Origin of the sequence: Burkholderia oklahomensis C6786, assembly GCF_000959365.1 — a bacterium.
Taxonomy (GTDB): domain Bacteria; phylum Pseudomonadota; class Gammaproteobacteria; order Burkholderiales; family Burkholderiaceae; genus Burkholderia; species Burkholderia oklahomensis.
This window is the reverse complement of the sequence record NZ_CP009555.1, coordinates 1,367,544-1,387,546: the sequence shown is the minus strand read 5'-3', so window position 1 is coordinate 1,387,546 and position 20,003 is coordinate 1,367,544. Positions and strand designations below refer to the sequence as shown.

The following is a 20,003-nucleotide window of genomic DNA, read 5'->3' as shown; positions in this document are numbered from 1 at the left end:
CGGGCCGCGTCATCGGCGGCCCGCTCCTTGAACCCCGATATTGCGAGTCACGTCATGTTCCAGATTCTTCAGTTGCGGCGCGTCTTTCCGGCGATCGCACTCACTGTCGCCGCGACGTTCGCGTTGGGCGCATCCGCCGTAACCTTGCAGGCCGTCTCGTCCGTTCCGCCGCTGCACGGCGGCGTCGACGGTCCGTTTTTCCCGAAGGCCGCTTCCGGCGTGCCGGCGTCGGCTTCCGCGACGACGGGCGCGCAGTTGCAGCAGCAGGCGCAAAGCCGGCTCGCGGCGAGCCTCGGCGCGAGCGGCGCGCTCGGCAGCGGCGCGGCGGTCACGAAGGCGCAGGCGCAAGCGAGCGGCCTCGGCTACGTCGCGAAGCATTTCGACGAAATCGACGCCGCGCACACCGGCAAGGTCACGCTCAAGCAGGTTCAGCAGTTCATCGAGCAGCAGCGCCAGTGACGAGCGGCGGGCCTGTCCGCTGCGCGCGGGAAGGCCGGGCGCGCCGCGCGGATCGAACGAACCGGGCGGCGTGACGACCGCATCGTAAGCGCTGCATGCTACGCTCGCCGCACCCGGCCCCGGCGAGACTGCGATGAACGTCGATTCCTCTTCCCCGCACCCCCCCGAGCATCCCGCCGGCAGCGGCTCAGGCGCGCGCAAGCCGCCGCGCGGGGGCCGCAGGATCTGGTCCGGCACGCGCGACGTGATCGCGTACGGCATGCCGGCCTCCGTCTGGCGCGATCTCTACTACTGGGCGCTCAAGGTGAGCTGGCCCGTGTTCTTCGCGTCGCTGGCCGCGCTGTTCGTCGTGAACAACACGCTGTTCGCGCTGCTGTACCTGCTCGGCGACGCGCCGATCGCGAACCAGTCGCCGCCCGGCTTCGCGGGCGCGTTTTTCTTCAGCGTCGAGACGCTCGCGACGGTCGGCTACGGCGACATGCATCCGCAAACCGTCTACGCGCACGCCGTCGCGACGCTCGAGATCTTCGTCGGGATGTCGGGGATCGCGTTGTCGACGGGGCTCGTGTTCGCGCGCTTCGCGCGGCCGCGCGCGAAGATCATGTTCGCGCGCCATGCGATCGTGCGTCCGTTCAACGGCCGGATGACGCTGATGGTGCGCGCGGCGAACGCGCGGCAGAACGTGATCGCCGAGGCGCGCGCGAAGCTCCGGCTGATGCGGCGCGAGCTATCGTCCGAGGGCTATTCGCTGCTGAAGATCCACGATCTGAAGCTCGTGCGCAGCGAGCATCCGATCTTCCTGCTCGGCTGGAACCTGATGCACGTGATCGACGAATCGAGCCCGCTGTTCGGCGAGACGGCCGAATCGCTCGCCGAGCGCCGCGCGCTGCTGCTCGTGATGATCGAGGGCTCCGACGAAACCACCACGCAGATGATGCAGGCGCGCCACGCGTGGGAGCACGGCGACATCCGCTGGCATCACCGCTATGTCGATCTGATGAGCGAGGTCGACGGCATGACGCACATCGACTACACGCGCTTCAACGACGTCGAGCCGATCGAACCGCAGCCGGCCGCCGAAGCGCGCGAAGCACCCGAAGCAGCCGAAGCACCCGGTACGGCCTGTGCGCCGGGCATGCCGACCACGCCGCCCGCCGAAGGCGGCGCCTACCCGGTCTGACCCGCTGATCCGTCCCGGAGTGGAATCTCTCTCGAATTGCAAGCAAAGCTTCGGCCATCTTTCTCGAAAACGCTGATCGATATCAAGATAAGCAAAAAAATTCTTCTATTGGCGTAAAAAAATACAGTTCATTGGGTTGCGCATCGAAACAGAGGGCCGTGCCTTTCCGGCGCGGAGCGGTGCCGCAATCGCGAACAGCACATCGAGGAGACGACAATGAACGCCCGCCTGCCGATCGACGGCCCGCCCGCGTTGGCCGACTACCGCCTGACCGACAATCTTTCCGCGACGCGCGGCCGCATCTTCCTGACGGGCACGCAGGCGCTCGTGCGCCTGCTGCTGATGCAGCGCGCGCTCGACGCCGCGCAGGGCATGAACACCGCGGGCTTCGTCAGCGGCTATCGCGGCTCGCCGCTCGGGATGGTCGACCAGCAGCTATGGAGGGCGAAGAAGCAGCTCGACGCGAGCGGCGTGCGCTTCCTGCCCGCGATCAACGAGGAGCTCGGCGGCACGGCGGTGCTCGGCACGCAGCGCGTCGAGGCCGATCCGGAGCGCACCGTCGACGGCGTATTCGCGATGTGGTACGGCAAGGGCCCGGGCGTCGACCGCGCGGGCGACGCGCTCAAGCACGGCAACGCGTACGGCTCGTCGCCGCACGGCGGCGTGCTCGTGGTGGCGGGCGACGATCACGGCTGCGTGTCGTCGTCGATGCCGCATCAGAGCGACTTCGCGATGATCGCGTGGCACATGCCGATCGTGAATCCGTCGAACATCGCCGACATGCTCGAATTCGGCCTGTACGGCTGGGCGATGTCGCGCTACTCGGGCGCGTGGGTCGGCTTCAAGGCGATCTCGGAGACGGTCGAGTCCGGCTCGACCGTCGATCTCGACGCGCTGACGATGCGCTGGCCCGCGCCCGAAGGCTTCGCGCCGCCCGCGGACGGCCTGCACAACCGCTGGCCCGATCTGCCGAGCCTGTCGATCGAGGCGCGGCTCGCCGCGAAGCTCGACGCGGTGCGCCACTTCGCGCGCGCGAACAGCATCGACAAGTGGGTTGCGCAGAGCGCGCACGCGAACGTCGGCATCGTCACGTGCGGCAAGGCGCATCTGGACCTGATGGAGGCGCTGCGCCGGCTCGACCTGACGCTCGCCGATCTCGACGCGGCCGGCGTGCGGATCTACAAGGTCGGCCTGTCGTTCCCGCTCGAGATGTCGCGGATCGACACGTTCGTCGACGGCCTCGCCGAAGTGCTCGTGATCGAGGAGAAAGGCCCCGTGATCGAGCAGCAGATCAAGGACTATCTGTACAACCGCGCGTCGGGCGCGCGGCCCGTCGTGCTCGGCAAGCACGACGCGGCGGGCGCGCCGCTCTTGTCGGAGCTCGGCGAGCTGCGGCCGTCGCGGATCCTGCCGGTGTTCGCCGGCTGGCTCGCGCGCCACAAGCCCGCGCTCGATCGCCGCGCGCGCGTCGTCGATCTCGTCGCGCCGACGATCCTGTCGAACGAAGCCGACGCGGTGCGGCGCACGCCGTACTTCTGCTCGGGCTGCCCGCACAACACGTCGACGAAGGTGCCCGAGGGCTCGATCGCGCAGGCGGGGATCGGCTGCCACTTCATGGCGTCGTGGATGGAGCGCGACACGACGGGGCTCATCCAGATGGGCGGCGAGGGCGTCGACTGGGCCGCGCACGCGATGTTCACGAACACGCGCCACGTGTTCCAGAACCTCGGCGACGGCACGTATTTTCATTCAGGGATCCTGGCGATCCGGCAGGCGGTCGCCGCGCGCGCGAACATCACTTACAAGATCCTCTACAACGACGCGGTCGCGATGACGGGCGGCCAGCCCGTCGACGGCAGCATCTCGGTGCCGCAGATCGCGCGGCAGGTCGAGGCGGAGGGCGTGTCGCGCTTCGTCGTCGTGTCCGACGAGCCGCAGAAGTACGACGGCCATCACAACCTGTTCCCGCAAGGCACGACGTTCCATCATCGCCGCGAGCTCGACGCGGTGCAGCGCGAGCTGCGCGACACGCCGGGCGTCACCGTGCTGATCTATGACCAGACCTGCGCGGCCGAGAAGCGCCGCCGCCGCAAGAAGGGCGAATTCCCCGACCCGGACAGGCGGCTCTTCATCAACGAAGCAGTCTGCGAAGGCTGCGGCGATTGCGGCGTGCAGTCGAACTGCCTGTCGGTCGAGCCCGTCGAGACGGTGCTCGGCCGCAAGCGGCGCATCGACCAGTCGTCGTGCAACAAGGACTTCTCGTGCGTGAACGGCTTCTGCCCGAGCTTCGTGACGGTCGAGGGCGCGAAGCTGAAGAAGGCGGCGGGCGTCGCGTTCGACGAGGCCGCGCTCGCCGCGCGCGTCGACGCGCTGCCGCGCCCCGCGACGCATCTCGACGCCGCGCCGTACGACATGCTCGTGACGGGCGTCGGCGGCACGGGCGTCGTGACGGTCGGCGCGCTCGTCAGCATGGCCGCGCATCTCGAAGGCAAGAGCGCGTCGGTGCTCGACTTCATGGGCTTCGCGCAGAAGGGCGGCGCGGTGCTGTCGTTCGTGCGGATCGCGTCGTCGGACGCGTGGCTCCATCAGGTGCGGATCGACACGCAGCAAGCCGACGTGCTGCTCGCGTGCGACATGGTCGTCGGCGCGAGCGCCGACGCATTGCAGACCGTGCGCCGCGAGCGCACGCGGATCGTCGTGAACATGCATGCGATCCCGAATGCGGCGTTCGTCCGCGATCCGGACGCGAACCTGCACGCGGACGCGCTCGTCGCGAAGATGCGGCACGCGGCGGGCGACGGCTTCCTGTCGAGCTGCGACGCGCAGGCGCTCGCGACGAAGTTCCTGGGCGACACGGTCGGCGCGAACATCCTGATGCTCGGCTTCGCGTGGCAGCAGGGGCTCGTGCCGGTGTCGCTCGACGCGCTGATGCGCGCGATCGAGCTGAACAACGTCGCGGTGCCGATGAACAAGCTCGCGTTCTCGATCGGCCGGATGGCGGCGGGCGACGCGGCGGGCCTCGACGCGCAGTGGGACGCACGCCATCCGGTGCGCGAGCCGCTGCCGCCGCAGACGCTCGACGCGATCGTCGCCGATCGCGAGGCGCGCTTGGCCGGCTACGGCGGCGCGCGCTACGTCGAGCGCTATCGCGCGCTCGTCGGCGCGGCGCGCGCGGCGGGCGACGAGCGTGTAGCGCGCGCGGTCGCGACGACGTTCTATCGGCTGCTCGCGGTGAAGGACGAGTACGAGGTCGCGCGGCTCTATGCGGACGGCGCGTTCCGCACGGCGCTCGAAGCGCAGTTCGAAGGCGCCGCGGGCAAGGACTTTCGCGTCAAGTTCAATCTCGCGCCGCCCGCGACCGCGAAGGCGGGCCGGGACGGCGCCGCGCCGAGAAAGCAGGTGTTCGGCCAGTGGCTGTGGCCTGCGCTCGGCGTGCTCGCGCGCGTGCGCGGCCTGCGCGGCACGTGGCTCGATCCGTTCGGCGGCACGGTCGAGCGCAAGATGGAGCGCGCGCTCGCCGACGACTACGAGGCGACGATGCGCCGTGCGCTCGCGGCGCTCACGCCGTCGACGGCCGACACGGTCGCGCGGCTCGCCGAGCTGCACGCGAAGGCGCGCGGCTACGGGCACGTGAAGCTCGCGAACGTCGCGAGCGTGAAGCGCGCCGAGCGCGAGCTGGCCGCGCGTCTTTCGATCGACGCGGCGACGAGCGCGGCCGTGCGGCGCGCGCTCGACGAGATGAAGGGCGCGGGCGCGCTGCGCGGGATTCCGGTCGTCGTCGCGAAGTCCTGAGCGCGACGTGAGCGCTGTCCGTCGTCGCGAAGCTTCGAGCGCGGCGTGAGCGCGGTCCGACGGGCGGCGGGCGGCCGCGCGCGGCATTGCGCGGCGGCCCGCTGTTTTCGTGCTCCTACGTTTGCCCTTCGTCCATCCTTCGCTCCGCCGCTGCGCCGCCCGCTCATCGAGCGACGAAGAAGCGCGTCAGCGCACGCGCTTCGTCAGACGATCCCCTTCTTGCGCGTCGACAGCGCCGTTTCCGACAGATCGACCTCGCGCATCAGCTTGGCGAGCGTCTCGTCGTTGATCTTCTGCTCGCCGCGCAGCCGATAGAGCACCGTCCGTTCCGCGCGGATCGCCGCGATCTTCAGGTGCAATTCCATCTTCTCCGTCTGCCGCGCTTCTTCGCGCGGCGTCGCGCCGTCGTCGGCCAGGCCCGCGAGCCGGCGGCGGTACAGGTCCATCACGCGCGCCGTCACGTCCGCGCAGCGCGCGGCGGCCGTCTCGTCGAGATCGACGGCGAGCGCGTCGTGCGCCGCGTCGACCGCGCGGATCGCCGCCTGCGCGGCCGCCGCGCGCGCGGCGCGCTCTTCCTCTGCGTGCGGATTGCGCATCGGGCGCACGCCGCGCAGCAGGAACGGCAAACCGATCACCGCGACGACGAGCGAGCCGAGGATCACGCCCGACGCGACGAAGATCGCGGCGTCGCGGCCCGCGAGCGGCGTGCCGTCGGCGAGCGCGACCGGAATCGACAGCACGCCGGCGAGCGTGATCGCGCCGCGCACGCCGCCCACCGTCATCACCGCGATCGTGCGCACGCCCGCCATCGTGCCGGCGAGGCCCTGCTTCGCCGCGCGGCGGCTCGCGATCCAGCGCAGCAGCCACACCCACGCGAAGCGGATCGCGTAGAGCGCGGCGAGCATCGCGGCGACGTAGCCGATCAGCGCGCCGACGAGCGCATCGCTCGTATGGTGCGCGTCGACGAGCGCACGGCCGATGATGTGCGGAAGCTGCAGCCCGAGCATGATGAACACCATGCCGTTGAACACGAACTCGATCATCGCCCACGTGCTCTCGGCGCGCACGCGCGCGGCGACCGTGCTGCTCTTCGAGAAGCTCGTGTAGTTCATCATCATCCCGGACGCGACGGCCGACAGGATTCCTGACAATGCGAGGTGCTCGGCGATCAGGTACGACGCGAACGGCACGAGCAGCGTCATCACGATGCCGGGCGCCGGGTCGCCTTCCTGCGCGGCGTTCAGGAAGCGCGTCGACAGCGCGCTGAACAGCCACGCGAGGGCCGCGCCCGTCGCGAGGCCGCCCGACGCGACGATCACGAAGCTGATCGACGCATCTCGCAGCGAGAACATCCCGGTCAGCGCGGCCGCGATCGCGAACTTGAGCGCGACGAGGCCCGATGCGTCGTTCATCAGCGCTTCGCCTTCGAGGATGTGCATCAGCTGCGGCGGGATGCGACCCTTGCCCGCGATGCCGGACAGCGCGACCGCGTCGGTCGGCGACAGCACCGCGGCGAGCGCGAATGCGATCGGCAGCGGCAGACCGGGAATCAACCAATGCGCGAAATAGCCGACCGCGAGTACCGTCATGAACACGAGGCCGAACGCGAGCATCAGGATCGCGCGCCGCTGCAGATACAGCTCGCGCTTCGGAATTCGCCAGCCGTCCGCGAACAGCAGCGGCGGGATGAACAGCAGCATGAAGATTTCGGGATCGAACGTGACGTGCAGGTTGAACTTCGGCCATGCGAGCACGGCGCCGATCGCGATCTGCATCAGCGGCAACGGCAGACGCAGCGGCAGCACGCGCGTCGCGACGCCCGACAGCGCGACCGCGAGCAACAAAATCAAAACAGTGAAGACGATTGCCATCGAGGATTGAAACGGGGATGAAACGACGGTACGCAGTGTAGCGTGCGCACGAAATGCGCGGCGGGAAGCGAGGGTTGCGCACGATTGCACTGTCATGGTGCGCACAATCCCCGTCGGAACGCATGCGCAACGTATCGCGGACCGACGCACCGGCACCAGGGTACGGACGACTGAGCACGGAGCTTGCTTGGAGCAATGCGACAACTACGATTGAACAACCGAGGATCGCCGATGAAAACCCGCGAGCCGCATGTTTCGCCTGCAGACGTTTTCGTCATGAGGAGGGCCGCCGCATGACCACCACCGTTCAGCAGGAGCGTCCCGTCGCCGCGTCGCCGTATCGCTTCGAGCCGGAGATGACGTCCGGTCTCGAGCGCGTCGCCGCGCACCACCACGATCTCACGCTGACGAGCGTGTTCCAGCCGATCTTCAGCCTGTCGCACATGCGGGCGGTCGGCTACGAGGCGCTGCTGCGCGCGCACGATGCGCTCGACCGGCCGGTGTCGCCGCTCGACGTGTTCGGCGAAGCCGCGCGCCACGGCGAAGCGACGCAGGTCGACCGCCTCGCGCAGGCGCTGCATCTGGAGAACTTCGCGCGCTTCGGCGCCGAGCGCGAATGGCTGTTCCTCAACGTGCACCCCGGCGTGCTCACCGATCCGTTCCAGGCCGCCGCGCTGTTCGCGAACCTGAAACGGCTCGACATCCCGCCGCGGCGCGTCGTGCTCGAAGTGCTCGAGCAGCGCGCCGACGATCTCGAGCGGCTCGCCGACGCGGTGCGCGAGTTTCGCGAGCACGGTTTCCTGATCGCGCTCGACGATTTCGGCGCCGGTCATTCGAACATCGAACGAATCTGGCAGTTGAGCCCGGACATCGTGAAGCTCGACCGGATCATGCTGTCGCACGCGCAGCACCGCACGGGGCTCACCGCGATCCTGCACGGGCTCGTCACGCTGCTGCACGAGGCGGGCAAGCTGGTGCTGATCGAAGGAATCGAGACCGAGCACGAGGCGCAGATCGCGCTGTCGTGCGAGGCGGATTTCGTGCAGGGCTATTTCTTCGGGCGTCCGGGGCCGGGGCTGCCCGACGGCGCGGCGGTGTCCGCCTGCATCGGCGAGCTGACCGAACGCTATCGCAAGCAGAGCGAAGCGACCGAGCGGCGCGACGCGCAGCGGCTCGCGCCGTACCAGCGCGCGTTCGAGCGCGCGGCCGAGCGTCTCGCGGCGGGCGAGCCGCTCGATGAGGTCTGCTGGAACTTCCTCGCGCTCGATCACGCCGCGCGCTGCTTCCTGCTCGACGAGCGCGGGCGGCAGGCGGGCCGCAACGTCGTGCTGCGCGCGGATCGCGCCGCGCACGAGACGCGCTTTCTGCCGCTCGCCGACGCGCAGGGCGCGAACTGGCTGAGACGCCCGTATTTCCGGACGGCGATCACCGAGCCGGGGCGCGTGCACGTGACGCGGCCGTATCTGTCGATCAACGAGGCGCTGCCGTGCGTGACGCTGTCGATCGCGGTTCGCGTGAACGACACGCTGTGCGTGCTCTGCGGCGACATCGACTGGATCGACGACGAGGCGGCGGCCGGAGCGTAGCGTCACATTGCGTCGCGGAGCGGGCTGCGCGGGCTTGCGGTCGTGCCCGTTGGTGCCGGCGGCGATGTCGAGGGCGGCAGCGGCGCCTTGCGCGTCGTCACGCGTGCCGTGTCGCGCCGGCTCACCTCTTCCTTACCCGCCTTCGCCACGCTCGGCCGCCATACGGCGCGTCTGCGTTGCTTTTTCCGAACGCGAGGCCGAGAATGCGCTGAGGATTGCGGTGCCGGGCCGGCATCGCGCGATCCCGCCATCGGCACTACGCGAAGAAAAATCATGAAAAGACCGCTTTCGCTGACAGTCCTGGGGTGGTTCGTCATCGTCTCGAACGTGATCGGCTTGATCTCGCTGCCGTTTTCGCTTCGCGATCCCACCTCGCTCGCAGTCCTGCGCCACTCGCCGCTGCCGCTCGAGGCGACCGTCGCGCTCGCCGTCACGAGCGAGACGCTGCATCTCGTCGCCGGGGGCGCGATCCTGAAGGGACGGATCTGGGGACGCAATCTCTACGCGATCGTCGCGCTCGTCGGATTCGCGATCTCCGCGTTCACGACGCCGTTCAAGGGCATGCTGATCGTCGTCGCCGCGCTGATCGCGCTGTTCCTGATCATCCTGTATCGCCCGGCCGCGACCGCCTACTTCAGGCAGGCAGCGTCATGAACGTGCTGCGCAACGTGCTCGCCGTGCTGCTGCACGTGCTCGGCAGCTTCCTCGCGATCACCGCGACGATGCTCATCGTCTGGCTGCAACCCGCGATGCCGCGGCGGCTCGTCTGGATTGCGGCGCTGCTCGTCGGCGCGGGCGTGCTGTACGCGATCGGTGCGGCGATCGGCGCGTTCAGGCCGCGGCTGCGGCCCGTCGGCGTCGCGCTCGTCGTGTCGTCCGGGCTCGTGCTCTTCGACGTGCTCGCGATGGTCGGGCTGCGGCTGTCGCCGGATCTGCTCGCGATGGCGACCGCGCAGCATCCGGGGCTCGCGTTCTCGCTTCAGGATCTCGTGTGGGCGGCGCTCGCCGCGCTGGCGATCGGCGTCGCGGGCTGGCGGTTCGCGACGCGCGGCGGCGACTGACGCACGCTTGCCGGAGCTCCGGCGGCTCGTCTGTCGCACGACGGCGAAGCGCGGCCGAACGTCGGCGCGCGCGGTCGCGCCGTCCGCCGCGCGGCCGCGCCGTCCGCCATCGATCCTTCGCGGCCAGCCTCCCGCACCGCACAAGACCATTCAGTTTCCATTCTTTGTTCTTTCAATAACATTCATATCCGCGTCATATCCCCGTCGTATCGTCCTTTCGTTTTTGAAAGAAACCACACCAACGGGAAACCGAAAACATGAAGCGAGTGAGACTGGCGGCGCTCCTTTGCGCGAGCGTCTTCGGGGCGGCGGGCTGCGGCAGCGACGACCCGAAGAGCCCGGCCGCATCGGACGACGGCGCGCAAACGAACGCCGCGCGCAACGTGATCTTCTTTCTGGGCGACGGGATGGGGATGACGACGCTGACGGCCGCGCGGATCTATGCGGTCGGCGAGGACGGCGCGCTCACGCTCGACACGCTGCCCGAGACCGCGTTCGTGAAGACCTATTCGAACGACGCGCAGGTGACGGACAGCGCGCCGTCGATGTCCGCGTACATGACGGGCGTGAAGACGAACAACGAAGTGATCTCGATGACGCCCGACACGAAGGCGATCGAGCCGACCGCGAGCCTCACCGGAAATTGCGGCGCGAACAACGGCAAATCGGTGCCGACGCTCCTCGAGATCGCGAAGGCGAAGGGACTGGCAACGGGCGTCGTGACGACGACCCGCGTCACGCACGCGACGCCCGCCGCGACCTACGCGCACGTATGCCATCGCGATGCCGAAAACGACATCGCCGCGCAGCTCGTGCCGGGCGGCGCGGGCTACAACGCGGCGCTCGGCAGCGGCGTCGACGTCGTGCTGGGCGGCGGCACGCAGTTCTTCGTGCCGAAGGACGCGGGCGGCAAGCGCGCGGACGGCCGCAATCTCGTGAACGAGCTGAAGGCGAAGGGCTACGCGATCGCGCAGAACCGCGACGAGCTCCTCGCCGCCGACGCGACGAAGAGCGGCAAGCTCGCGGGCCTGTTTGCATCGAGCCACATGAGCTACGACCTCGACCGCGGCGCGACGAAGGAGCCGAGCCTTGCCGACATGGCGACGCGCGCGCTCGACGTGCTGCAGAAGAACCCGAACGGCTACTTCCTGATGATCGAAGGCGGACGGATCGACCACGCGCTGCACGACACGAACGCGAAACGCGCGCTGCAGGACACGGTCGCGTTCGACAACGCGATCAAGGCGACGCTCGACAGGGTTCGCCAGACCGATCCGGATCTGAAGAACACGCTGATCGTCGTGACGGCCGACCATGACCACACGCTCGTGCTGAACGGCTACGCGGCGCGCACCGGCAAGACGGAAGCGGGCAAGCCGGGCGTGCTCGGCGTGCTGCGCAGCTATCAGACGGGCGCGATCGCGAAGGACGCGGACGGCGCGCCGTACACGATCATCGGCTTCGGCAACGGCGAGAACCGCGTGCAGGGCAGCCGTGCGGGCACGAGCCTCACCGACGCGGTGACGGGCGCGGACGACTACCGGCAGGAAGCGGTCGTTCGGATGGCGAAGGGCGGCGAGACGCACGGCGGCACCGATGTGTTCCTCGGCGCGATCGGGCGCGGCGCCGACGGCTTTCACGGCGTGATCGAGAACAACAAGGTGTTCGAGCTCGTGCGCAGCGCGGCGCAGCTCTGAGCGCGGCTTTGACGGAACAGGGGAAAACAGGATGTCGACTATGAAGCGCATCGCGGCGGCGGCATTCGCCGCGGCGGCCCTCGCGGGCGGTTTCGGCCACGCGGCGCATGCCGCGGGCCAGGCGAAGAACGTAATCTTCTTCCTCGGCGACGGGATGGGGCCGACGACCGTGACGGCGAGCCGCATCTACAAGGTCGGCGAGGCCGGCCAACTGACGATGGAGAAGCTGCCGCGCACCGCGCGCATCAAGACCTTCTCGAACGACGCGCAGACGACCGACAGCGCGCCGTCGATGGCCGCGTACATGACCGGCGTGAAGATGAACAACGAAGTGCTGTCGATGTCGTCCGACACGCGCGCGGTCGCGCCGGGCAGCGACGCGAACGGCAACAAGACGGTGAACAACTGCGTCGCGGGCAACGGCAAGGCCGTGCCGACGCTGCTCGAGCTCGCGAAGTCGCGCGGCAAGGCGGTCGGCGCGATCACGACGACCGAGCTCACGCACGCGACGCCCGCCGCGACCTACTCGCACATCTGCCATCGCGATGCGCAGTACGACATCGCCGCGCAGGCGGTGCCGGGCGGCGCGGGCTACAACGCGGCGCTCGGCGACGGCGTCGACGTGCTGATGGGCGGCGGCCGCAATCACTGGACGCCGTTCGATCCGGTCGCGAACAAGCGCGGCCGCGCGGACGGGCGCAATCTGCTCGCCGAACTGCAGGCGAAGGGCTACGCGGTCGCCGCGACGAAGGACCAGCTCGCGCAGGCGGGCGGCGGCAAGCTGATCGGACTCTTCAGCGCGACGAGCCATCTCGAGTACGAGCTCGATCGCGTCGCGGGCAAGGGCGAAGGCCCGGCGCAGCCGAGCCTCGCGGAGATGACCGCGAAGGCGATCGACGTGCTGTCGAAGAATCCGAACGGCTATTTCCTGATGGTCGAAGGCGGCCGGATCGATCACGCGCTGCACGGCACGAACGCGAAGCGCGCGCTCGAAGACACGGTCGCGTTCGACGAGGCGATCCGCACCGCGCTCGCGAAGGTCGATCTGTCGAACACGCTGATCGTCGTGACGGCCGACCACGACCACACGATGACGATCAACGGCTACTCGAAGCGCGGCAATCCGATTCTCGACATCAGCCGCAGCTATCGCGACGGCCAGCCGAGCAAGGACGCGGACGGCAACACGTACACGACGCTCGTGTTCGGCAACGGCGCGAACCGGCCGAACCTGCGCGCGCCGGTGGATTCGGCGACCGCGACGGGCGAGGCGTACCTGCAGGAAGTCGGCGTGCGGATGGGCAGCCCCGGTTCCGAGACGCACGGCGGCGGCGACGTGATGCTGTTCGCGGACGGCGCCGACGCGAAGGCGTTCAAGGGCACGCTCGACAACACGAAGGTGTTCGGCCTCGTGAAGTCGGCGTTCGGGTTCTGAGGAGACCGGATGCGATGCGGATGTTCGCGATGAAACGAACCGTCGCGCGGCGCGCGTGCATTGCAATCGGTGCGGCGGTCATGTCCGCCGCCGCGCCGGCGGTCGCCGCGTCCGCCGCCCCCGATCTCGACGCGGTGCTGCTGCACGAGAGCACGTCGGTGAGCGCGGACGGCGTGACGCGCACCGTCGTCTATCGCGAGCGGATGGTGCGCCGCGACGGGCACGTGTGGATCGAGCGCGTGCTGCCCGCGGGCGCGAAGCTTGCCGAAGCGAATGACGCGCACGCGCACGGCGATCATGCGCACGACGATGCGCGTGCGCAAGCGCCGCGCGGCGGCGTGCGTCCCGCCGCGGCGACGACGGGCGCGCACGCGGGCCACAAGCACTTCAACTTCGACGCGGCCGCGCGGCACGTGACGAACGACGGCGGCAAGGTCCGCATCGAATACGTGGATGCGGCGCAGCGCGCGGTCGTCGCGGTGCCGCCCGCAGAATACGAGACGACGGGCTTCGACGGCTCGTGGGACAACGCGTACTACATCACGCCGCCGTCGCAGTTGAAGCGCCTCGCCGCGAAGTCGAAGCCGGGGCCGACGCCCGGCACGCGCTGGTACGAGCAGGCGGTCGGCGCGCCGCGCGCGCAGGGCGTGAACCGCATTCTGTGGAGCGACACGCTGCAGGCGCCGCTCGCGGTCGAGTATCGCAGCGCGGACGGCCACGCGGCGCGCAAGCTGACGCTCACGCCGGCGCCGAGCGCGAAGGCGCTGCCGTGGCAGCAGCTGCAGTCGTACGCGCGCAAGGAATACGCGGACTATCTCGACTGACGTGCGAAGCGCGATACGTTCGCGTGCGATGCTGAGCAAGGCACGGCGCGCGTCGATGCGTTTCGCCGCGCCGCGCACGCGCGCTCTTCGTCGGTTACGATGCTGGCTGGTTCAACTCGACCCGGACCGCTTCGATGCCAGCCTCCTCGATCCTTCTCGAAGTCATCGCGACGACGATCGGCGATGCGAAAGCCGCCGCCCGCGCGGGCGCCGATCGTCTCGAACTCGTCACCGCGATCAGCGAAGGCGGATTGACGCCGAGCATCGGCGTGATCGAGGCCGTCGCCGCCGCGGTGCCGATTCCCGTCAACGTGATCGTGCGGCCGCACAGCCGCTCGTTCCATTACGACGCGAGCGAGCTCACGGCGATCGCACGCGACGTGCGCGCGGCCGTCGCGGCGGGCGCGAACGGCGTCGTGTTCGGGATGCTCGATGCGCGCGGCGACGTCGATCTCGACGCGTTGCAGCGCATCGCCGACGCGGCCGACGGGCGCGACCTCACGTTTCATCGCGCCTTCGACGTCGCACGCGATCTGAACGCCGCGCTCGACACGCTGCTGCGCGTGCCGTCCGTCACGTCGGTGCTGACGTCGGGCGGGCATCCGTCGGTGCTCGACGCGCGCGATGTCGTCGCGCGGATGGTGCGCCGCGCCGAGGGCTCGACGTGCACGGTGCTCGCGGGCGCGGGGCTCACCGTCGATGCGGTCGGCGACTTCGTGCGCACGACGGGTGTGCGGGCCGTGCACTTCGGTTCGGGCGTGCGCGAGCGCGGCGAGGTGCTCGCGCCGATCGACGAGCGGCTCGTCGCGAAGGCGCGCGCGACGCTCGATGCGGCGGGGCGGGAGTAGGGCGTCGATCAAGCGCGGGCACTGCGCGGCTCGCGACGGCCTCGTCGACGCGCGACCAAAAGACCGGGATCTCATGAAAAAACACCCCAAAGGTTGGATCGGCGTCCAACTTTTGGGGTGCGGTTCATCATCCTGCTTTTTTGTATCGATCGCGCCGGTGTTCGGCGTTCGGCACTCAACGCTCAGCGTTCGGCCATCATCGTTCGATGCCCGATGCCCGATGCCCGATGCCCGACGCCCGGCATCTCGCCGCGAGCTTCAAGCTTCAAGCGGAGAGCGGAGAGCGGAGAGCGGAGAGCGGAGAGCGGAGAGCGGAGAGCGGAGAGCGGAGAACATTCGACCGTCGACGGCGACTCATCCGCGCGCACCGCCGGCCTCGGCGCTCGTGCTCGACCGCTCCGGCGTTCCGGCACTCAAGCACTCAACTGCGTCGCCTCGCTCGCCGACATCCCGAGCCGCGCGAGCAGCTTGCGGTCCGCTTCCGCGCGCGGATTGCCGGTCGTCAACAGCACGTCGCCGTAGAACATCGAGTTCGCGCCCGCGAGGAAGCACAGCGCCTGCATCGAATCGTCGAGCTGCTCGCGGCCCGCCGACAGCCGCACCATCGCCTTCGGCATCGTGATCCGCGCGACCGCGATCGTGCGCACGAACTCGAGCGGGTCGAGCGGCTCCGCGTTCTCGAGCGGCGTGCCTTCGATCGCGACGAGATTGTTGATCGGCACCGATTCCGGATACGGGTTCATGTTCGCGAGCTGCGTGATCAGGCCCGCGCGCTCGCGGCGCGATTCGCCCATCCCGATGATCCCGCCGCAACACACGTTGATGCCCGCATCGCGCACGCGCTCGAGCGTGTCGAGGCGATCCTGGTAGGTGCGCGTCGAGATGACCTGGCCGTAGAACTCCGGCGACGTGTCGAGGTTGTGGTTGTAATAGTCGAGGCCCGCTTCGGCGAGCGCCTTCGCCTGATGCTCTTCGAGCATGCCGAGCGTCACGCAGGTCTCGAGGCCCATCTCCTTCACGCCGCGGATCATTTCCTTGATCGGCTCGATGTGCCGATCCTTCGGATTGCGCCACGCCGCGCCCATGCAGAAGCGCGTCGCGCCGTTGTCCTTCGCGGTGCGCGCGGCGGCGAGCACCGCGTCCACTTCCATCAGCTTCTCCGCCTTCAGGCCGGTGTCGTGATGCGCGGACTGCGAGCAGTAGCCGCAGTCTTCTTCGCAGCCGCCCGTCTTGATCGACAGCAGCGTCGACAGCTGGATCGCGTTCGCGTCGAAGTGCTCGCGATGCACCTGCTGCGCACGGAACAGCAGATCGTTGAACGGCAGCTCGTAGAGCGCGATCACGTCGGCGACGCGCCAACGCGGCGCGACGGGCGCGGCCACCGGCGTTTCGGTCGTCGCGGAAGCGGTTTGAGCTTGGGTCATGTCGGTCATCCTTCGGAACAGGGATCGATTCGAGAAATTATGGGCGATCGGCGATAAGCCGGCAAAAATCAGCGCGGCGCGGCGGCGCGCAGCGCGTTCAGCAAGCGGTTCACGTCGAGCGCGTTCGACGCCGCCTCCGGCGACGGCGGGCTCATGTGCGCGACGTCGCCGACGAGCGGCGCACGGTGCTCGCGTTCGAGCCACGCGCGCAGCGTGTCGACGTTCTCGTCGGCGAAGCGCATCTCCGGATCGACGCGGTTCGCGACCCACCCGGCGATCGCGAGGCCGCGCGAGGCGATCGCGTCGGCGGTCAGCAGCGCGTGGCTGATGCAGCCGAGCCGCACGCCGACGACGAGCACGACGGGCAAGCCCAGCGCGACCGCGAGATCGGCGGTGTCGCGCGCGTCGGTAAGCGGCACGCGAAAGCCGCCGACGCCTTCGACGACGACGACGTCCGCCGCTTCGCATGCCTGACGATGCGCGGCGACGATCGTGTCGATGTCGAGCGTCACGCCTTCGCGCGCGGCGACGATGTGCGGCGCGGCGGGCGCCTTCAGCAGGAACGGCGTGCGGATCGCGGCGGGCAGCGCGACGTTCGCGGCGGCGTCGAGCTGGTCCGCGTCCTCGTTGCGCCACACGCCGTCGCGCTCGTACGCGCCCGCGGCGATCGGCTTCAGCGCGGCCGCGCGCAGCCCCGCGCGCGCGAAGCCGTGCAGCAGCGCGGCCGACACGAAGGTCTTGCCGATCTCGGTGTCGGTGCCCGTCACGAACAGCGAAAGCGGCGCGCTCATGCGGCGGCCTCGATCGGCGTGACGAGCGCCGCTTCGAGGCGCGCGAGATCGTCGAACGAATGCGCGGCCGACAGCGAGATCCGCAGCCGCGACGTGCCGGCCGGCACCGTCGGCGGCCGGATCGCGGGCACCCATAGGCCTTGCGCGTCGAGCGCGGCCATCGCGTCGAGCGTCGCTTCGTTGCTGCCGATCACGAGCGGCTGCACGGCGGTGTGCGAATCGACCGGCTGCCACGGCGTCGCGCGCAGGATCGCACGCGTGCGATCGATCAGCGCGGCGAGATGCGCGCGACGCGCGTCGCCTTCGTCGCTCGCGATCACCTCGAGGCTCGCGGATACCGCGCACGCGACGGACGGCGGCGCGGCCGTCGTGAAGATGTAGCTGCGCGCGCGCTGCACGAGCCATTCGATCACGGTCTCGTGCGCGACGACGAACGCGCCCGCGACGCCCGCCGCCTTGCCGAGCGTGCCGACGTAGACGAGGTTCGGCGAGCGCAGCCCGTATGCGGCGAGCGCGCCGCGCCCTTGCGGGCCGAGCACGCCGAAGCCGTGCGCGTCGTCGACGACGAGCCATGCGCCGTGCGCCTCGGCGAGCGCGGCGAGGCGCGCGAGCGGCGCGACGTCACCGTCCATGCTGAACACGGTGTCGGAGACGATCAGCTTCGTTTGCGCGTCGGACGCGGCGAGCCGCGCTTCGAGCGCGTCCGCGTCGCCGTGCGGGTAGACCTGCACGTCGGCGCGCGACAGCCGCGCGCCGTCGATCAGCGACGCGTGGTTCAGCGCGTCGGAGAAGATCGTCGCGCCGCGGCCCGCGAGCGCGGTCAGCGCGGCGAGGTTCGCCATGTAGCCGGTGCTGAAGTAGAGGGCGCGCGGCGCGTCGGAGAAGCCGCCCGAGAACGCGGCGAGCTCGTCTTCGAGCGCCGCGTGCGCGCGCGAGTGGCCGCCGAGCAGATGCGAGCCGCCGCTGCCCGAGCCATAGCGGCGCGCGCCTTCGGCGAAGGCTTCGATCAGCCGCGGATGGGCGGCAAGCCCGAGATAATCGTTGCTGGCGAAGCCGACGATCTCGCGGCCGTCGACCGTCATGCGCGCGCTGCACGCGGTGTCGGCGATGCGCCGGCGGCGGCGCAGCCCTTGCGCGTCGATGTCGGCGAGGCCGCGTTCGAGCGTGGCGAGCAGATTCATGCGCGTGCCTCCGCGAGCGTTGCGTCGAGCGTCGCGCGCGTGCGCGATGCGAGCCATTCGATTTCGCCGTCGTCGAGGATGTACGGCGGCATCAGATAAACCGTCGCGCCGATCGGGCGCAGCAGCGTCTCGCGCGCGAGCGCGTGCTCGAAGAAGCGGCGCGGGAAGGTCTTTGCCGCGTCGCCTTCGAGCGCGACGTCGAACGCGAAGATCGTGCCGCGCTCGCGCAGATGGCGCACGTGCGGATGCGACGCGAGCGGCGCGAGCGCTTCGCGCATCAGCGCGGACTTGCGCGCGTTCTCGGCGAGCACGTCGTCCGCGTCGAACAGGTCGAGCGTCGCGACCGCCGCGCGGCACGCGAGCGGATTGCCCGTGTACGAATGCGAATGCAGGAAGCCGCGCGCGACGTCGTCGTCGTAGAACGCATCGAAGATCGCATCGCGCGACAGCACGAGCGACAACGGCAGATAGCCGCCGCTGATGCCCTTCGACAGGCACAGGAAATCGGGCCACACGCCCGCCTGCTCGCACGCGAAGAACGTGCCGGTGCGCCCGCAGCCGACCGCGATCTCGTCGGCGATCAGATGCACGTCGTGCGCGTCGCACAGCGCGCGCAGGCCGCGCACGTAAGACGGATCGTGCATCGCAAAGCCGGCCGCGCACTGCACGAGCGGCTCGACGATCAGCGCGGCGATCCTGTCGCCGCGCTCGGCGAAGAGGCGCTTCACGTCTTCCAGCGCGCGCGCGGCGACGTCCGCGGCCGTCTCGCCCGGCTGCGCGCCGCGCGCATCCGGCGACGCGACGACGTGCGCGGCGCGGATCAGCGGATCGTACGCATCCTTGAACAGCGCGACGTCGGTCACGCCGAGCGCGCCGATCGTCTCGCCGTGATAACCGTTCGCGATGCAGACGAATTCGCGCTTGCCGCCGCGGCCGCGATTGCGCCACGCATGAAAGCTCATCTTCAGCGCGATCTCGACGGCCGACGCGCCGTCCGACGCGAAGAACGCATGGCCGAGCGTGTGCCGTGTGCGCGCGGCGAGCCGCTCGGCGAGCTCGATAGCGCTCTCGTGCGTGCAGCCCGCGAGCATCGCGTGCTCGAGCATGTCGAGCTGCTCCTTCAGCGCCGCGTTGATGCGCGGGTTCGCGTGGCCGAACAGGTTTACCCACCACGAGCTGATCGCGTCGAGATAGCGGTTGCCTGCGCGATCGAAGAGCCACGCGCGTTCGCCGCGCGCGACCGGGATGAGCGGCAGCCGCTCGTGGTGCTTCATCTGCGTGCAAGGATGCCAGACCGCGCGCAGGCTGCGCGCGACCCAGTCGTCGGTTGCGTGTGTGCTCAAGACTGCTCCGGGACCAAAACGCGTCGAGGGCGCGAGAGGCGCCGCTCGCTCATGCGGAATCGACGGCGGCGAAGGCGCTCGATCGGATGGCGAAAACGCGTGTGCAAAACGAAAACCGGGGCTGAGATTAGCGTGTTTTGCGCTTCGTTGCAGTACCCGTTACAAAACGCCGGAGCCTTTGTGGGCGCGGAGTTCGGCGCATTTCGCGACGGCTCGCGACGGTTCGGTCCAGATCGTTCGAATAGGGCGCAGAAGGCGACGGCAAAGAGTTGCTACCCGTCGGACGGAAACCGTCGGCGGGCAGCCGAAAAAGGCGGGCGGCGGAAAAAAGGGCGCTTTCGGATGCGGTCGAACGCGATGGCGAGCGTGTCGGCGACGTGCGATGACGGCGTGCGACGTCGCATCGATGTGACGAAAGCGGAAAAAATTGCGGGGGAGAAAGATGCGCTGATGTGTCGCCCGACAGGGGACGAGACAGCGGCGAACGAGCGACGGATCGACCGGCGGCGCG

15 protein-coding genes are annotated in these 20,003 nt (G+C 69.4%); 10 read left to right on the top strand and 5 right to left on the bottom strand.

Going from position 1 to position 20,003, the window contains the following annotated elements:
• The first annotated feature begins 54 nt into the window (after positions 1 to 54).
• The 3 genes from BG90_RS06130 (at position 55) to BG90_RS06120 (ending at position 5,431) form a co-directional block, all read left to right on the top strand.
• Positions 55 to 459, top strand: coding sequence for a hypothetical protein (locus BG90_RS06130; RefSeq protein ID WP_010113610.1), 405 nt, complete (start codon positions 55 to 57; stop codon positions 457 to 459).
• A 133-nt stretch (positions 460 to 592) separates the two neighbouring features.
• On the top strand, positions 593 to 1,639 hold the full coding sequence (locus tag BG90_RS06125) for an ion channel (RefSeq protein WP_045568090.1): 1,047 nt from the start codon (positions 593 to 595) through the stop codon (positions 1,637 to 1,639).
• 216 nt (positions 1,640 to 1,855) lie between these two features.
• Entirely contained in the window at positions 1,856 to 5,431 is a 3,576-nt protein-coding gene (locus tag BG90_RS06120) for an indolepyruvate ferredoxin oxidoreductase family protein (RefSeq protein WP_010113612.1), read from the top strand.
• Positions 5,432 to 5,634: 203 nt separating this feature from the next.
• On the opposite strand, the gene BG90_RS06115 is transcribed toward BG90_RS06120, so the two are convergent.
• Positions 5,635 to 7,302 carry a Na+/H+ antiporter gene (locus tag BG90_RS06115; RefSeq protein ID WP_038802835.1) on the bottom strand — a complete coding sequence of 556 codons (1,668 nt, stop codon included), beginning with the start codon at positions 7,300 to 7,302 and terminating at the stop codon, positions 5,635 to 5,637.
• Between the two features lie 293 nt (positions 7,303 to 7,595).
• Between BG90_RS06115 and BG90_RS06110 the strand changes: the two genes are divergently transcribed.
• The 7 genes from BG90_RS06110 to BG90_RS06080 all read left to right on the top strand — a co-directional run bounded on the left by BG90_RS06110 (position 7,596) and on the right by BG90_RS06080 (position 14,753).
• Positions 7,596 to 8,888 carry a sensor domain-containing phosphodiesterase gene (locus tag BG90_RS06110; protein ID WP_010101238.1) on the top strand — a complete coding sequence of 431 codons (1,293 nt, stop codon included), beginning with the start codon at positions 7,596 to 7,598 and terminating at the stop codon, positions 8,886 to 8,888.
• Between the two features lie 273 nt (positions 8,889 to 9,161).
• Positions 9,162 to 9,542, top strand: coding sequence for a hypothetical protein (locus tag BG90_RS06105; protein WP_010101239.1), 381 nt, complete (start codon positions 9,162 to 9,164; stop codon positions 9,540 to 9,542).
• Complete coding sequence (locus BG90_RS06100; protein ID WP_010101240.1) at positions 9,539 to 9,949, top strand: hypothetical protein; 411 nt, start codon at positions 9,539 to 9,541, stop codon at positions 9,947 to 9,949. Before BG90_RS06105 ends, BG90_RS06100 begins: the two co-directional genes overlap by 4 nt.
• Before the next feature lie 257 nt (positions 9,950 to 10,206).
• On the top strand, positions 10,207 to 11,646 hold the full coding sequence (locus tag BG90_RS06095; protein ID WP_010113619.1) for an alkaline phosphatase: 1,440 nt from the start codon (positions 10,207 to 10,209) through the stop codon (positions 11,644 to 11,646).
• 31 nt (positions 11,647 to 11,677) lie between these two features.
• A complete protein-coding gene (locus BG90_RS06090) occupies positions 11,678 to 13,081 on the top strand; it encodes an alkaline phosphatase (protein WP_025989615.1) in 1,404 nt (467 codons plus the stop codon).
• A gap of 14 nt (positions 13,082 to 13,095) precedes the next feature.
• Positions 13,096 to 13,905 carry a hypothetical protein gene (locus tag BG90_RS06085; protein WP_025989616.1) on the top strand — a complete coding sequence of 270 codons (810 nt, stop codon included), beginning with the start codon at positions 13,096 to 13,098 and terminating at the stop codon, positions 13,903 to 13,905.
• Between the two features lie 134 nt (positions 13,906 to 14,039).
• Positions 14,040 to 14,753: a copper homeostasis protein CutC gene (locus BG90_RS06080; RefSeq protein WP_010113622.1), complete on the top strand. Its 714-nt coding sequence runs from the start codon at positions 14,040 to 14,042 to the stop codon at positions 14,751 to 14,753.
• A 413-nt stretch (positions 14,754 to 15,166) separates the two neighbouring features.
• Here BG90_RS06080 and bioB read toward each other — a convergent pair whose 3' ends face one another.
• From bioB to bioA, 4 genes are all read right to left on the bottom strand, one after another.
• The gene (gene bioB, locus BG90_RS06075; RefSeq protein ID WP_025989617.1) at positions 15,167 to 16,177 is read right to left on the bottom strand and encodes a biotin synthase BioB; all 1,011 of its coding nucleotides are present in this window, start codon (positions 16,175 to 16,177) and stop codon (positions 15,167 to 15,169) included.
• Between the two features lie 68 nt (positions 16,178 to 16,245).
• A complete protein-coding gene (gene bioD / locus BG90_RS06070; protein ID WP_010113623.1) occupies positions 16,246 to 16,968 on the bottom strand; it encodes a dethiobiotin synthase in 723 nt (240 codons plus the stop codon).
• The gene (gene bioF / locus BG90_RS06065; RefSeq protein WP_010113624.1) at positions 16,965 to 18,149 is read right to left on the bottom strand and encodes an 8-amino-7-oxononanoate synthase; all 1,185 of its coding nucleotides are present in this window, start codon (positions 18,147 to 18,149) and stop codon (positions 16,965 to 16,967) included. The genes bioD and bioF overlap by 4 nt, the downstream gene beginning before the upstream one ends.
• A complete protein-coding gene (bioA, locus tag BG90_RS06060) occupies positions 18,146 to 19,492 on the bottom strand; it encodes an adenosylmethionine--8-amino-7-oxononanoate transaminase (RefSeq protein WP_010113625.1) in 1,347 nt (448 codons plus the stop codon). The genes bioF and bioA overlap by 4 nt, the downstream gene beginning before the upstream one ends.
• Between the last annotated feature and the right edge of the window lie 511 nt (positions 19,493 to 20,003).

Coding starts and splice junctions, on each gene's coding strand:
- bioD (WP_010113623.1), bottom strand. CDS start 16,968: ATGAGCGCGCCGCTTTCGCTGTTCGTGACGGGCACCGACACCGAGATC.
- BG90_RS06105 (WP_010101239.1), top strand. CDS start 9,162: ATGAAAAGACCGCTTTCGCTGACAGTCCTGGGGTGGTTCGTCATCGTC.
- bioF (WP_010113624.1), bottom strand. CDS start 18,149: ATGAATCTGCTCGCCACGCTCGAACGCGGCCTCGCCGACATCGACGCG.
- BG90_RS06120 (WP_010113612.1), top strand. CDS start 1,856: ATGAACGCCCGCCTGCCGATCGACGGCCCGCCCGCGTTGGCCGACTAC.
- BG90_RS06090 (WP_025989615.1), top strand. CDS start 11,678: ATGTCGACTATGAAGCGCATCGCGGCGGCGGCATTCGCCGCGGCGGCC.
- BG90_RS06130 (WP_010113610.1), top strand. CDS start 55: ATGTTCCAGATTCTTCAGTTGCGGCGCGTCTTTCCGGCGATCGCACTC.
- BG90_RS06100 (WP_010101240.1), top strand. CDS start 9,539: ATGAACGTGCTGCGCAACGTGCTCGCCGTGCTGCTGCACGTGCTCGGC.
- BG90_RS06115 (WP_038802835.1), bottom strand. CDS start 7,302: ATGGCAATCGTCTTCACTGTTTTGATTTTGTTGCTCGCGGTCGCGCTG.
- bioB (WP_025989617.1), bottom strand. CDS start 16,177: ATGACCCAAGCTCAAACCGCTTCCGCGACGACCGAAACGCCGGTGGCC.
- BG90_RS06085 (WP_025989616.1), top strand. CDS start 13,096: ATGCGGATGTTCGCGATGAAACGAACCGTCGCGCGGCGCGCGTGCATT.
- BG90_RS06125 (WP_045568090.1), top strand. CDS start 593: ATGAACGTCGATTCCTCTTCCCCGCACCCCCCCGAGCATCCCGCCGGC.
- BG90_RS06110 (WP_010101238.1), top strand. CDS start 7,596: ATGACCACCACCGTTCAGCAGGAGCGTCCCGTCGCCGCGTCGCCGTAT.
- BG90_RS06080 (WP_010113622.1), top strand. CDS start 14,040: ATGCCAGCCTCCTCGATCCTTCTCGAAGTCATCGCGACGACGATCGGC.
- BG90_RS06095 (WP_010113619.1), top strand. CDS start 10,207: ATGAAGCGAGTGAGACTGGCGGCGCTCCTTTGCGCGAGCGTCTTCGGG.